The sequence below is a fragment of the Cognatishimia sp. MH4019 genome, from assembly GCF_020177595.1.
In the GTDB taxonomy this organism is placed as follows: Bacteria; Pseudomonadota; Alphaproteobacteria; order Rhodobacterales; family Rhodobacteraceae; genus JAHTBL01.
This window is the reverse complement of the sequence record NZ_JAHTBL010000002.1, coordinates 134,825-147,403: the sequence shown is the minus strand read 5'-3', so window position 1 is coordinate 147,403 and position 12,579 is coordinate 134,825. Positions and strand designations below refer to the sequence as shown.

The following is a 12,579-nucleotide window of genomic DNA, read 5'->3' as shown; positions in this document are numbered from 1 at the left end:
CTTATGCGCATGATCGCGAGAGTTTTGGGAATTGGCCTTCTGGCCCTGACAGTGACAGCATGTGGGCAAACCGAATTGCCTGACGAGCTTCCCGATATGGGAACATTCCGTCTAGGCCATAACATTGTTGTGGCTGATGGTGCGGTGAAAAGCCCGGTGTCGCGCACCGCGACGCCCGAGCAGTGGGAAGAGGCGCTGTTCAAAGCGGTCGATGACCGGTTGGATGGCTACCGTGGCCAAGGGCTCTTTCATCTGGGTGTAACGGTTCAAGGCTATGCGCTGGCACCTCCGGGGATTCCGATTGTGCTGTCGCCCAAGTCGGTTCTGATCGTTGCGGTGAATGTCTGGGATGACAGTCAGGGCAAAAAGCTGACCGAAGAGCCGCATCAGTTGACGATCTTCGAGAACCTAGACGGCGATACGCTGATCGGGTCCGGTCTGACCAAGACCAAGGAACAGCAGATCGAAACGCTCAGCTTCAATGCGGCCAAGCGCATTCAGGATTGGCTGATCCAGAACAAGGATACATGGCTGATCACGACGTCTGACCGGATTGTCGATGACCCGGTAGAAAACGCTCAGGCCGTCGCGGGTGAGCCGGTCAAATCGCTCGACGGCGCTCAGATGGAGGCGCCGGAAGAGCTGCCCCGCCCCGATGCGCGCTCTGCGGCACCACAAACCCAGCCGACACAGAACGATGTGATCGTTCCGGGCAATTCGGACGTGCGCGTCGACGTGCCTTAACTCAACACGCGCAACAGCCGTGGTAGTGGAGGCTAGCTAACGCTTGATTTCCGCGCCAATAGCCAATACATCGCCCGCGATGTTGAAACGGGGTCGGGTGGACCCCCTGAAAAGAAGGCGCCTTTCGGTATGGCAAAGGGAAAGTTTGAGCGTAACAAACCGCACGTTAACATTGGCACGATTGGCCATGTTGACCACGGCAAGACGACACTGACGGCAGCGATCACGAAGTATTTCGGTGATTTCCAGGCCTATGACCAGATTGACGGTGCGCCGGAAGAGAAAGCGCGCGGGATCACGATCTCGACCGCGCATGTGGAGTATGAGACCGACGCGCGTCACTACGCCCATGTCGACTGCCCCGGCCACGCCGACTACGTCAAGAACATGATCACCGGTGCCGCTCAGATGGACGGCGCGATCCTGGTTGTGAACGCTGCTGACGGCCCGATGCCCCAGACGCGCGAGCACATCCTGCTCGGCCGTCAGGTCGGCATCCCGAAGATGGTCGTCTACATGAACAAAGTTGACCAGGTCGATGACGAAGAGCTGCTTGAGCTCGTCGAGATGGAGATCCGCGAACTGCTGTCCTCCTACGAGTATCCCGGCGACGACATCCCCGTCATCCCCGGCTCGGCGCTGGCCGCTCTGGAAGGCCGCGACCCGGAGATCGGCGAAGAGTCGATCAAGAAGCTGATGGCTGCCGTTGACGAATACATCCCGACGCCCGAGCGCGCTGTGGACCAGCCGTTCCTGATGCCGATCGAGGACGTGTTCTCGATCTCGGGTCGTGGTACGGTTGTGACCGGTCGTGTCGAGCGCGGCGTGATCAACGTGGGCGACGAGATCGAAATCGTCGGCATCAAGGACACCTCGAAGACGACCTGCACGGGCGTGGAAATGTTCCGCAAGCTGCTGGATCGTGGTGAAGCTGGCGACAATATCGGTGCCCTGCTGCGCGGTGTGGACCGTGAAGGCGTCGAGCGTGGTCAGGTTCTGTGCAAGCCGGGTTCGGTGAACCCGCACACGAAGTTCGAGGCCGAAGCCTACATCCTGACCAAGGATGAGGGTGGCCGTCACACGCCGTTCTTCGCGAACTACCGCCCGCAGTTCTACTTCCGTACGACGGACGTGACGGGCACGGTTGAGCTGCCCTCGGGCACCGAGATGGTGATGCCGGGCGACAACCTGAAGTTCAACGTGGAACTGATCGCACCGATCGCGATGGAGCAAGGCCTCCGCTTCGCCATCCGCGAAGGCGGCCGCACCGTCGGTGCCGGCGTCGTGTCGAAAATCCACGAGTAAAAGCGGCAGGCTATTGGCCCTTGGGTCAATTTGCCCCTAGCCAAGAATCAGGAATAGGAAAGGCCGTCCCATCCGGGGCGGCCTTTTTCTTTTGCCCTGTCATGGCCTGTAGGGCATTCTCTTTGAAAAAGAACAAACAGAGGCAGAGTGATGGGGGCAGAGGTCAGCCGGTCTCGGATGACGGGGGTGCTACTGGGCGTTTTTGCCTGCATGGCGCTTGCCAAGATCAAACCGCCTAACGAATGGGCGCAGACCCATTATCTGTTTTCCTATGATCTGGGCATCACCCGGCGCGCCTTGCTGGGCGAATTGATCCAGTGGATCGGCTTTGACGGGCTGAGCAATGCGCAAGCCCATGTCATCGCGATCACGCTGTCGGTACTTGGTGGTGTGGCATTTACCCTTTGGATGGCGCGCAACCTGCCAGAGAATGTGACAGGGCTTGGTCTTGGCCTTGTGGCGATCACGTCCTTCGCGCTCGCCACGTTTTTGGGCAACACCGGTTATCTAGACGGAGTGCTAATGCTGCTTGGAGTTGCTGCGCTTTGGGTGCCGGGCAAAGGCCTTGGGGCGGTCGCGGTCAAATGTCTGCTCTGCTGTATCGGGGTTCTGATCCACGAAGCGATGGCCGGAACGCTTGCTGTCCTCTTGGCAGGGCAGCTCTGGCTTCAGGGGGGTCGTCTTGCCGCGCCGTTGCCTGTGATCGCGGCGGGTGGCCTTGCCGTCTTGCTGATGCTGTGGACCCCGTTTGCCGACGAGGCGCTGGCGCGGATCACGACAGAAGTTGACGCCCGCGCCCTTGATTTCAACGTGCGCGTTTTCGCACTCGACGCGGTTGTCGCGTTTCGCGACGGGGATGTCCCTCGTTATGCGGTGGGCTGGGAAGACGTGACCTATCTTTTTGAGAGAAGCTGGGTCCTCCCTGTCGCGTTGGTCTATACTGCCGTCTTGTTACGTTGGTTATTGATGCTTACGGGGCATCGACTGACCTTGGACCGTATTGCCATTGCGCTTGTCGTGGTAGGGCCGTTGGGTGTTTTGCTGATCGCCTATGACCTGTCCCGCTTTGCATCGCTGGCGATCCTGCAAGGCTATATGATGCTGGCACTCTTGTGCCGGATCGACGCAAAGGGTGCGGAGCGATGTGTGCAGGTGTTCACGCCGCTTGTCCTGATGGCCCTCCTGACAGCCAACACGTTGATTGCTTTCCCGACGCTCAACCCCTTGCCGAACTACTATGACCGTCTGCCCGGGGCTTTGCTCGATTTCGGAGAATGGGCAAATTAGTCAAAGCATCGGAGCCTTCTGATAAATTCGCGTGATGCACTACCTCGACAGGGCGCAAACCCCTTGCCAACCCGCGCAATCCCCCCTATCCAACCCTCGGCTTTAGGGGTTTAGCTCAGTTGGTAGAGCATCGGTCTCCAAAACCGAGGGTCGTGGGTTCGAGTCCCTCAGCCCCTGCCAAGCCACCTTCCTTCTTATCGCAGCACCGAGAAAAGCCAGTGTGCCGTCTTTCCCTTTGGCGCGGGCATTGTCATACTTGAAGCACTAAAAGACCCATGCGCGGAGCTGTAGTGATGGCTGGTAAAGATGTTCAAGAGGTTGCCGAAGTGCCGGGTGAGGCCCCGCTTGCGCTGACAGTTGAGCAGGTCGATCAGATCGACATCGTGATCGCCATGCGCTTTGCATATTTCGGAAAATCCGGCTGGAAAAGCGATACATCCCGCGACAAGGAGTTGCTCTTTGATCAAGAGCGTCTTGCGATGCGGCTGCATCTGCTCAAGACGGTTGCGTTGGCGTCATTGGCCGCGCAGGACGACCAGAACTTTCACCTTTTCATTCTGACCAGTGAAGACCTGCCGGAGGATACGTTCGCCAAGCTGCGGGCCATCTGCAAAGAAATGCTGCAGCCCGGCCAATATACCATCCATGCCAGACGCCCTGCCTACGCGCGTAAATTCCTGCGGCTGTTCATGCAGCAGAAGTATGAGACAGCGCCGATCATGCAGGTCGTTCTGGACGATGATGACGGGCTTTCAAGTGACTATATCAGCCGGTTACGAAGCGATATGCGGGCGTATCTGCCAGAGGTCACAAAGACCGAGACCGGGCCGCGGTTTATCTCCTATTCGCACGGGTACGGTCTGGCGATCAGCGACGAGGCGGACAGCGTGCCGGAGCTGTATCAACACGCTTATCCTTACATCAATCTGGGCCTCGCGATGCTGTCCATGCCTGGCAAGAAGAACATCTTCGGCATCGACCATCAAGGCGCGCCGAAACGGGCGGGCTGCCACATGGTCAAACGCGTTGCCATGTGGGTTCGGTCGGTGCATTTCACCAACGATTCCCGCGTGGAGGTCAGCGATCGCTGGCGCAAGCTCGACGATTGGACAACTCATCCGGATGTGGCAAAGCGCTTTGGTTATCTTGATCCCGCACAGATTGCGGCCCGCGATTAACCACGTCGCCGCTTACTCCTGAATGGCTTCCAGATAATTGGCCAGCGCCAGCAGATTGGCCGGGACCGGGGTCGAGATACCGTCTTCCTCGACCTGAATCAGCGGACCCATATCCTGCGCGCCGAACTCTGGCATCGCGATGTCGGGGTGTCCTTGCCGGGTAAGCCCGTCAATCATGGTCATCACGTAGTCACGCGGAAATACCCCGTCATTGCGGGCGCTGAGCGTGGTCAGCGACGGGGGCGGTGCACCGAGCCCCAGCGAAGCCGCGCCTGCGCCGCGCCCGTCATCGCCGTGACACGCCGCACATTGCGCCATGAACAGGCTCTGCCCCTGCAGGACGTCCGTCCGGTCTTCTTCAGGTTCGGCCACGCAGCCTGCGAGGGCGGCAGCGGACAGGGCGGCGATAAGGGGTTTGGTGTGAAATCTGCTCGGCATGATGTGCTCCTTCTGTTGGGGTCTTTCAGGACAGTATAGCCGCGCGCAACCGCCGCACTTTGATCTTGCTCAGATTGGCGGGATTCCGCTGCGGCTATCCTTTCCAGCAGCAAAGTGGTTCCGCCTGCAAAGCCCGCACCCTGGGCGCGACAGCGCATCTTGCAATCAACATCCCGCTTGCGTATGTGATCCCAAACCACGTTACGCGCATCCGCGCAGGAGAGATCATGGCAATGGCCAACCCGCTTCAGTTCATCCAGCAAGTGCGCGCAGAAGTTGCCAAGGTCGTTTGGCCAACCCGGCGCGAAGTGTTGCTGACCACCGTGATGGTCTTCATCATGGCGACACTGACGGCGATCTTTTTCTTTCTGGTCGATCTTTTGATCCGCAGCGGATTGCAGTTCGTTCTGACGACCTTCGGGTAGATCACCTCGCGTGGTTTATCGCGCGCATCATCATCCGCTTTTCTAACCGGCTGCTACACCATCCGCCTGATTACGCGTGTTGATCCACTCAGCGGCATAGGTCACGAGTTCTTTGTAGCCAGTCACACGGCAAAGCGCATTGCCCAGCTTGCCTTGGGTGACCGTGCCGTCTTTCTCCCAATCAGTGCCGACCAGCGGGAACAACCTGTCCCGATCATCCGCAACATCCGGCGCGGTGGTCCATTCGCCCGTCGCGGCATCTTTGAAATGCCGGGTCTTGGTGCGCTTGTGGGGTGCAAGGCTTTCGGCGGCATGCAGGGCAGAGCATCGATTCCAGCCCACACCGATCAGCAGAATTTTCATATCAGGCCGCTGCATGAGGTGTCCCCAAGGTGTCTCTGGCCCTGTTGCCCAGCCCGCTGGATCATGAGGTGTTGCATGTTCTTCGGCGTCTTTGCCGAACAACAAGACCGACGTGGTCGGATGTGGACTGCGCACGACGCCTGGCCATGTGCGAAAACCCTCGGCGACGGCACCGTTCGCGCTGACATTGGACCGGTCTTTGTCGAACCCAGGCACCTGCGCCCTGATGCGGGCGTGTTCTGCCTCGGACAGGGTGATGCCGAAGGTGTCTGATGGATCGTAGGCATCGGTTGAAAAGCCGGGCATGCCGATCAGGCCCATATCGCCCACGGTTTTGATCAAAGCCTCAATCACGCCGCGCGGGCCACCGATCACATGTCCGATTTGACCCAAGGCGCAATGTACAAAAACACCGTCACCCCTCTGCAGTCCCAAGGCGTGCAGGTCATCGACCAGATCATCTGTCCCAAAAACCTGCATTGGTGCGTCTTGCATGCTAACTTGCCTCAACAGTCTCTTCAGCCAAGCACATCACTGAACGAATGCTACCGCAAGCGGGAAGAGTCCTTCGGGTGCGCGACGCTCAAAGGGGGTAATTCGGCCTTTCGTAGGGAAATTCCCGCGGCTTGCACACGCCGCCCCCTTGATCTGACGCGGGGTGGGATGTAAACGCAGCCCACTTCCCTGACGGCGCGCTTCGATTCGAGTGGCGCGCCGCATTTAATTCAGGGCGACGCAGGGGCCGCGCCCTTGCAAGAGAACACGGAATTTCGGGGCGCAAGTCCTGACGTATAAAGGTGCAGCAGCATGGCCAAACGGTGGTATTCGGTAAGCGTTCTGTCGAACTTCGAGAAGAAGATCGCCGAGCAAATCCGCACGTCTGTTGTGGAAGCCGAGCTTGAGGACCAGATCGAAGAGGTTCTGGTCCCCACCGAAGAAGTGATCGAAGTGCGTCGCGGCAAGAAAGTCACGACCGAGCGGCGCTTCATGCCCGGCTATGTGCTGGTCCGCATGGAGATGACCGACGAAGGCTACCACCTGATCAACTCGATCAATCGTGTCACCGGTTTCCTGGGGCCTCAGGGCCGCCCGATGCCGATGCGCGACGCCGAAGTGCAGGCCATCCTGGGCCGCGTCGAGGAAGGCGAGGCCGCTCCGCGCACGCTGATCCATTTCGAGGTTGGCGAGAAGGTGAAGGTTAACGACGGCCCGTTCGAGGATTTCGACGGCATGGTCGAAGAAGTGGACGACGAGAACCAGCGCCTCAAGGTGACGGTCTCGATCTTTGGCCGGGCCACCCCGGTCGAACTGGAATACACGCAGGTCTCCAAACAGAGCTGACGTGATCAACGTGGGAGGGGAGGCGCACGCGTGCGCCAAGCCGGACCACGCAACCCAAAGCCCCGCGGTCGCGACCAAGGGGTGTTGAAAGAAGGAGAGGCCTCATGGCCAAGAAAGTCGCTGGCACGATGAAATTGCAAGTGCCCGCCGGACAAGCAAACCCGTCGCCGCCCGTAGGACCGGCACTGGGTCAGCGCGGCATCAACATCATGGAATTCTGCAAGGCGTTCAACGCCAAGACGCAGGAGCTTGATCCGGGCGCACCATGCCCGACCGTGATCACCTATTATCAGGACAAGTCCTTCACGATGGACATCAAGACGCCGCCTGCGTCTTACTTCCTGAAGAAAGCCGCCAAGCTGAAGTCGGGTGCCAACAACCCGTCGCGCGAAGTGGTCGGCTCGGTCACCACCAAGCAGGTTCGTGAAATCGCGGAAGCGAAAATGAAGGACCTCAACGCCAACGACATCGAAGGCGCAATGCAGATCATCCTTGGCTCCGCCAAGTCGATGGGTATCGAGGTTAAATAATCATGGCTAAGCTCGGAAAACGCACAACCGCCGCCCGCGAGGCTTTCGCTGGCAAGCAGGACGTCACCGTTGAAGAAGCGGTCGCTCTGGTCAAAGGCAATGCAAACGCGAAATTCGACGAGACCGTCGAGATCGCGATGAACCTTGGTGTTGACCCGCGCCACGCAGACCAGATGGTCCGCGGTGTGGTCAGCCTGCCCAACGGCACAGGCAAGGACGTCCGCGTCGCTGTCTTCGCCCGTGGCCCCAAGGCAGAAGAAGCCGAAAAGGCCGGTGCTGACATCGTCGGAGCCGAAGACCTGATGGAGATCGTACAGGGCGGAAAGATCGACTTTGATCGCTGCATCGCGACACCTGACATGATGCCCATCGTAGGTCGTCTTGGTAAGGTCCTTGGCCCCCGCAACCTGATGCCGAACCCCAAAGTGGGCACGGTCACCATGGATGTGGAAGCCGCTGTCAAAGCCGCCAAAGGCGGTGAAGTGCAGTTCAAAGCCGAAAAAGCAGGCGTCGTGCACGCAGGCGTTGGCAAAGCCTCGTTTGATGAGGCCAAGCTGGTCGAAAACATCCGCGCTTTCGTGGATGCGGTCGCCAAGGCCAAGCCCGCAGGCGCCAAAGGCTCCTACATGAAAAAGATCGCTGTCAGCTCGACAATGGGTCCGGGCGTCTCGATCTCGGTGGATAACGCCGCAGGGAACTAAATCCCGACCAGAAATATTGAAAGAAGGCGTGCTTTTGCGCGCCTTTTTTTCTGTGTTTGGCTATGGCCCGTCATGGCTTTGCGTTAGGGTCATTGTATCGGGCTGCCGCCGAATCGTCGCTGTTATGCCATGCTTAGGCCAGTTTCTTCGCGCAGGTCTGACCACGTTAACTATTGAATCGTCGCCGGCTTGGATGCGTCGGACCGACAAGGTGAAGTGATATGCCCACAACGTTCAATGTTATCTCTTTGGGTAACCTTGCGGCGATTGACCCGGTTGAGGGCAATACCACCGCCGAGAATGCATCGGCGCTGGTCGGGTTGACCTTTGGCGATGCCAATAATCCGCTGGTCGATAATTTTCAGAGTTTTTCACCGGGTAGCACCGGCTCGGGCGGTGGCTCATCGGGCGTGTTTGATATGGACAACGCTTTGGCCAATGACACGTTTAGCATTAATGGTGGCCCTGATCAGTTTTTTGACGGCACGTCCGTCTATAACGCAACAATCACCTATGGCGATGGCACCACCGCCACAATCACGGCTGTCGTGTTTCAGGATACCGCCGGCAACACCTATCTCGCGCCCGAGTTTTCAGCCAATGCGGATCAGGCAGATCTTGAAGCCGGTGTGATCCAATCCATCTCGCTCGACAGCCTGTCTGGCAACAATTTCTCCGGCATGAACGCCTCGCGCGAGACTTTTGATTTCGTGCCCTGTTTTACCGAAGGTGTTGAGATCCTCACACCGGCTGGCCCTGTGCTGGTGGAAAAGCTGCGCGTTGGCGATCTGGTCCAGACCCGTGATAACGGCGCACAACCCATCCGCTGGATTGGACGCTCCACTTGCCCCGTCAAAGGGGATCTGATCCCAGTGCGGATCGCGCAGGGCGCCCTTGGGGCCGGGTTGCCAGAGCGTGACCTGATCATATCACCGCAACATCGGATGCTGCTGCGGTCGCGCATCGCGCAGCGCATGATAGGCAAGGACGAGGTGCTGGTCGCTGCACGAAAGCTGACAGGTTTGCCCGGTATCGCCTTGGCGGATGACCTGACGCAGATCGTTTATATCCACCTGCTTTTCGAGAAGCATGAGATCATCTTCGCCGAGGGCGCGCCGACGGAATCATTGTTGCTTGGCGAGCAGGCGCAAAAGGCTCTGGGCGCTGACGTCATCAAAGAGTTGCAACTTCTGTTTCCCGGATTGCTGGATGTTGCGCCCCAACCATCGCGTGCGGTGCCCATAGGGCATGTCGCGCGGCGGCTCGTATCACGCCATGCCAAAAACGGCAGGCCGCTGTTTCAGATTTAAACTGTTGAACCATTTCGTCTGAACAACAGCGGCTTAGCAAAGCGCTGCGTCAAAGCGGCCGCCTGTTCAACTTAGTTGCTGACAGGTCACACCCTCAGCGCAAGAACTTTCGTGTTAGTATCATACGGGGAAGATAATGAAACGGATTGTGACCAACTCCAAGCCGAGATTGCCGGAGCGCAGCGCGCGATGATGAACCCGCTGACAATTCCATCGTCGCAGGCCTATATCCGCGATGCACGTGCTGTCGCGACCGAGAAGAACTATGCTTTTGTGATGGAAGCGGCAGCTGACGCTGCGACAGAGGCGTAAAGCCAAAGCGCCTATCAGATAGAAAAGCCCCGGTGGAGCCATCGGTGCTTTTTTCATGTCGGCTTCCATGCCTACGCCAAGAGGATTTTACATCCAGCGCGGAGTATCCTAGTCCGTAAATCGGATGATTGAAGGATGACACATATGAATACTCGGGTTTGGTTTGCTGGAGCCGCTGTTTTGCTTTTGGCCGCATGCGACGGGATGCCGATGGGCAGCGGGGGCAGTGCGTCGGGGTTCATGACCAACGTGCCTGAGCGCGTCATTGAGATCGCAGCCCCCAATCAGGACCTGACCCGCGTCAAGATTGATTCCGTCGATGGTTGTTACGTCTATCGCTATGTCGGCCCGGTCGAGACGACGCTGCTGCCGCTGCGCACGCGCGAGGGGCGTCCGATCTGCAGCCGACCCGCCGAGACGGCAGCCGAAAGCGAGGCTTAGCTGCGCGCCGAAATCAGTTCTTCGGGTGGATAAAGGAACGCTGTAACGCCAGTGTTCACCTGATCATATAGCCCGTTGATATGGGCCATGATCATCCGCACACAGCCTGAACTTGCGCGCCCCCCGATAGAGCGGGGGCTGGGAGAGCCATGGATACGCAGATACGTGTCGCGGTTGCCCTCATAGAGATAGAACGCGCGTGAGCCTAGCGGATTGGTTGGCCCGCCATTCATCCCATCTGCATGCTGCTCGTAAAGCTGCGGGTCGCGTTTGATCATCGCGGCGGTTGGCGTCCAGGTGGGCCAGCGCGCTTTGCGCCGGATCGTGTAGGTGCCGGGCTCGTAAAGATCGCCCCGGGCGATGGCCACGCCATACCGCATCGCGGTGCCGCCCTCGCGGATGTGATAAAGATAGCGCGCCACCGCATCGACATGGATATCACCGGGGGTCAGGTTCGCATTGGCTTCAACCATCCGCGGCAAGAAGCGGCGATGCACACCCCATGGGTTGGACGTCGCCGGGTCGTAATTCGCTGGCGTGACCCTTGCATCCCAGGCTGCCCATTTTGACCGATCAGAAATCGGGCGCGGCGCGTCCTGTGCGATCCCCTGGATCGGTGCCGAGAACAGGGCGGCGCTTGTCAGAATGAAATGGCGTTTGGTCAGCATCAAATGTCTCCTTGGTGGTGCGTAACATCGCACAAACGCGAAACTACCTCGTGTGGGTCCCAAGGGCCAGTCACAACCCCGTTTTGGCCCCGTTTTAAGCTGCGTTTTGGCGCGGAAGAAGTGGCGTATTCCGGCGCGGTTGCCGGTCTTGCCCAAAAGCCCATTGACACTTTGCCGATCAGGGCATATGTCGCGCCTCTGTCGCGTTGCGGCATCGTCCGAGACGGCGGGTCAGATTCGGTTCTGATAAATCCTGCCCGAGACGGGAAAGACCAATTCTCGAAGAGGCTCCTCCGGAGCTTGTAAGAGTGTTGCCCGTTCGGACTAACCGACATCAAGTCTGATGTCGTTACGAGAGCCGGAGGGGGAACCCTTCCAAATTTGGAGTAAAACTGTGGATAGAGCCCAGAAAGAGAAAGTGGTCGAGGAACTCGGCCAGATCTTCGAAAGCTCTGGCGTCGTTGTGGTTTCCCACTACGAGGGTCTCACGGTTGCTGAAATGCAGGACCTGCGTGCGCAAATGCGTGAAGCAGGCGGGTCCGTTCGCGTTGCCAAAAACAGGCTCGCCAAGATCGCCCTTGAGGGTCAGCCCTGCGCAAGCATTGCTGGTCTTCTGACGGGTATGACCGTTCTTGCCTATTCCGAGGACCCCGTGGCAGCTGCCAAGGTCGTCGAGAAATACGCCAAAGAGAACTCCAAGCTGGAGATCCTCGGCGGTGCCATGGGCGAGAACGCGTTGGACGTCGCTGGTGTGAAAGCCGTCGCCGCAATGCCGTCGCGTGAGGAGCTTATTGCTTCGATCGTGGGCTGCATCGGTGCACCTGCTTCCAACATCGCCGGCGCGATCGGGGCACCTGCTTCGAACATCGCAAGCATCATTTCGACGGTCGAGGACAAAGCGGCCGCGTAAAGCAACCTCTGATCTGCGTAGGGGTATCCCTGACGTTGGAACACACTTAGAAAACGGAAAGAGTCTAAAATGGCTGATCTGAAGAAACTTGCTGAAGAGATCGTCGGTCTGACGCTCCTGGAAGCCCAAGAACTGAAAACCATCCTCAAGGACGAGTATGGCATCGAGCCCGCAGCTGGCGGCGCTGTGATGGTTGCTGGCGCAGCTGGCGGCGAAGCTGCCGGTGGCGGCGAAGAGCAAACCGAATTTGACGTGATCCTGAAAGCCGCTGGCGCTCAGAAAATCAACGTCATCAAAGAAGTCCGCGCCATCACTGGCCTGGGCCTCAAAGAAGCAAAAGAGCTGGTCGAAGCTGGCGGCAAAGCCGTCAAAGAAGGCGTCGACAAAGCCGAAGCAGAAGACATCAAGGGCAAGCTGGAAGCAGCTGGCGCAGAAGTCGAAGTCAAGTAATCAAGCGTTCGCTTGGTTTGCGGCTGGAGGGGGAGAAATCCCGCTCCAGCCAAACCTGTCTTAACGGGGGCCTTTGAAAAGACCCCTCTTAAGGAAGGTTCAGTGGTCGGGAGCACGCCGGTGGGACGGAGTGCATGAATTGGCCGAACTTATCCTGTCTCAACTGGGCGCATCGC

The 12,579-nt window shown here is 58.6% G+C and carries 16 protein-coding genes and 1 tRNA gene; 14 read left to right on the top strand and 3 right to left on the bottom strand.

Annotated features, from left to right (window positions below):
• Window positions 1-9 precede the first annotated feature (9 nt).
• The 5 genes from KUW67_RS03910 (at window position 10) to KUW67_RS03890 (ending at window position 4,514) form a co-directional block, all read left to right on the top strand.
• Entirely contained in the window at window positions 10-744 is a 735-nt protein-coding gene (locus KUW67_RS03910; RefSeq protein WP_224823972.1) for a hypothetical protein, read from the top strand.
• Between the two features lie 129 nt (window positions 745-873).
• On the top strand, window positions 874-2,049 hold the full coding sequence (gene tuf / locus KUW67_RS03905; RefSeq protein ID WP_224823948.1) for an elongation factor Tu: 1,176 nt from the start codon (window positions 874-876) through the stop codon (window positions 2,047-2,049).
• Between the two features lie 150 nt (window positions 2,050-2,199).
• Window positions 2,200-3,336 (top strand): hypothetical protein, encoded by a 1,137-nt coding sequence (locus KUW67_RS03900; protein WP_224823971.1) that lies wholly within the window; start codon window positions 2,200-2,202, stop codon window positions 3,334-3,336.
• 104 nt (window positions 3,337-3,440) lie between these two features.
• Window positions 3,441-3,516, top strand: a tRNA-Trp gene (locus KUW67_RS03895).
• A gap of 113 nt (window positions 3,517-3,629) precedes the next feature.
• On the top strand, window positions 3,630-4,514 hold the full coding sequence (locus tag KUW67_RS03890) for a glycosyltransferase (RefSeq protein WP_224823970.1): 885 nt from the start codon (window positions 3,630-3,632) through the stop codon (window positions 4,512-4,514).
• A gap of 12 nt (window positions 4,515-4,526) precedes the next feature.
• Here the strand turns inward: KUW67_RS03890 and KUW67_RS03885 are convergent, their stop codons facing one another.
• Entirely contained in the window at window positions 4,527-4,952 is a 426-nt protein-coding gene (locus tag KUW67_RS03885; RefSeq protein ID WP_224823969.1) for a cytochrome c, read from the bottom strand.
• 227 nt (window positions 4,953-5,179) lie between these two features.
• Between KUW67_RS03885 and secE the strand changes: the two genes are divergently transcribed.
• Window positions 5,180-5,377, top strand: a complete 198-nt coding sequence (gene secE, locus KUW67_RS03880; protein WP_224823968.1) for a preprotein translocase subunit SecE — start codon at window positions 5,180-5,182, stop codon at window positions 5,375-5,377.
• A 42-nt stretch (window positions 5,378-5,419) separates the two neighbouring features.
• Here secE and KUW67_RS03875 read toward each other — a convergent pair whose 3' ends face one another.
• Window positions 5,420-6,235, bottom strand: a complete 816-nt coding sequence (locus tag KUW67_RS03875; protein WP_224823967.1) for an aminoglycoside N(3)-acetyltransferase — start codon at window positions 6,233-6,235, stop codon at window positions 5,420-5,422.
• Between the two features lie 312 nt (window positions 6,236-6,547).
• Here KUW67_RS03875 and nusG point away from each other — a divergent pair, with 312 nt between their 5' ends.
• The 6 genes from nusG (at window position 6,548) to KUW67_RS03845 (ending at window position 10,375) form a co-directional block, all read left to right on the top strand.
• Window positions 6,548-7,081 carry a transcription termination/antitermination protein NusG gene (gene nusG, locus KUW67_RS03870; RefSeq protein WP_224823966.1) on the top strand — a complete coding sequence of 178 codons (534 nt, stop codon included), beginning with the start codon at window positions 6,548-6,550 and terminating at the stop codon, window positions 7,079-7,081.
• 104 nt (window positions 7,082-7,185) lie between these two features.
• Window positions 7,186-7,611, top strand: a complete 426-nt coding sequence (rplK, locus tag KUW67_RS03865) for a 50S ribosomal protein L11 (RefSeq protein WP_224823965.1) — start codon at window positions 7,186-7,188, stop codon at window positions 7,609-7,611.
• A 2-nt stretch (window positions 7,612-7,613) separates the two neighbouring features.
• Window positions 7,614-8,312 (top strand): 50S ribosomal protein L1, encoded by a 699-nt coding sequence (rplA, locus tag KUW67_RS03860; RefSeq protein ID WP_224823964.1) that lies wholly within the window; start codon window positions 7,614-7,616, stop codon window positions 8,310-8,312.
• A gap of 221 nt (window positions 8,313-8,533) precedes the next feature.
• Window positions 8,534-9,622, top strand: coding sequence for a Hint domain-containing protein (locus KUW67_RS03855; RefSeq protein WP_224823963.1), 1,089 nt, complete (start codon window positions 8,534-8,536; stop codon window positions 9,620-9,622).
• 111 nt (window positions 9,623-9,733) lie between these two features.
• Window positions 9,734-9,934: a hypothetical protein gene (locus KUW67_RS03850; RefSeq protein ID WP_224823962.1), complete on the top strand. Its 201-nt coding sequence runs from the start codon at window positions 9,734-9,736 to the stop codon at window positions 9,932-9,934.
• A gap of 144 nt (window positions 9,935-10,078) precedes the next feature.
• Entirely contained in the window at window positions 10,079-10,375 is a 297-nt protein-coding gene (locus KUW67_RS03845; protein ID WP_224823961.1) for a hypothetical protein, read from the top strand.
• On the opposite strand, the gene KUW67_RS03840 is transcribed toward KUW67_RS03845, so the two are convergent.
• On the bottom strand, window positions 10,372-11,043 hold the full coding sequence (locus tag KUW67_RS03840) for a L,D-transpeptidase (RefSeq protein WP_224823960.1): 672 nt from the start codon (window positions 11,041-11,043) through the stop codon (window positions 10,372-10,374). The two genes, KUW67_RS03845 and KUW67_RS03840, sit on opposite strands and share 4 nt — an antisense overlap.
• A 394-nt stretch (window positions 11,044-11,437) precedes the next feature.
• On the opposite strand from KUW67_RS03840, the gene rplJ reads away from it, so the two are divergent.
• Both rplJ and rplL read left to right on the top strand, forming a co-directional pair.
• Window positions 11,438-11,953: a 50S ribosomal protein L10 gene (gene rplJ / locus KUW67_RS03835; protein ID WP_224823959.1), complete on the top strand. Its 516-nt coding sequence runs from the start codon at window positions 11,438-11,440 to the stop codon at window positions 11,951-11,953.
• Between the two features lie 69 nt (window positions 11,954-12,022).
• Window positions 12,023-12,403 carry a 50S ribosomal protein L7/L12 gene (gene rplL, locus KUW67_RS03830; RefSeq protein WP_224823958.1) on the top strand — a complete coding sequence of 127 codons (381 nt, stop codon included), beginning with the start codon at window positions 12,023-12,025 and terminating at the stop codon, window positions 12,401-12,403.
• Window positions 12,404-12,579: the final 176 nt, after the last annotated feature.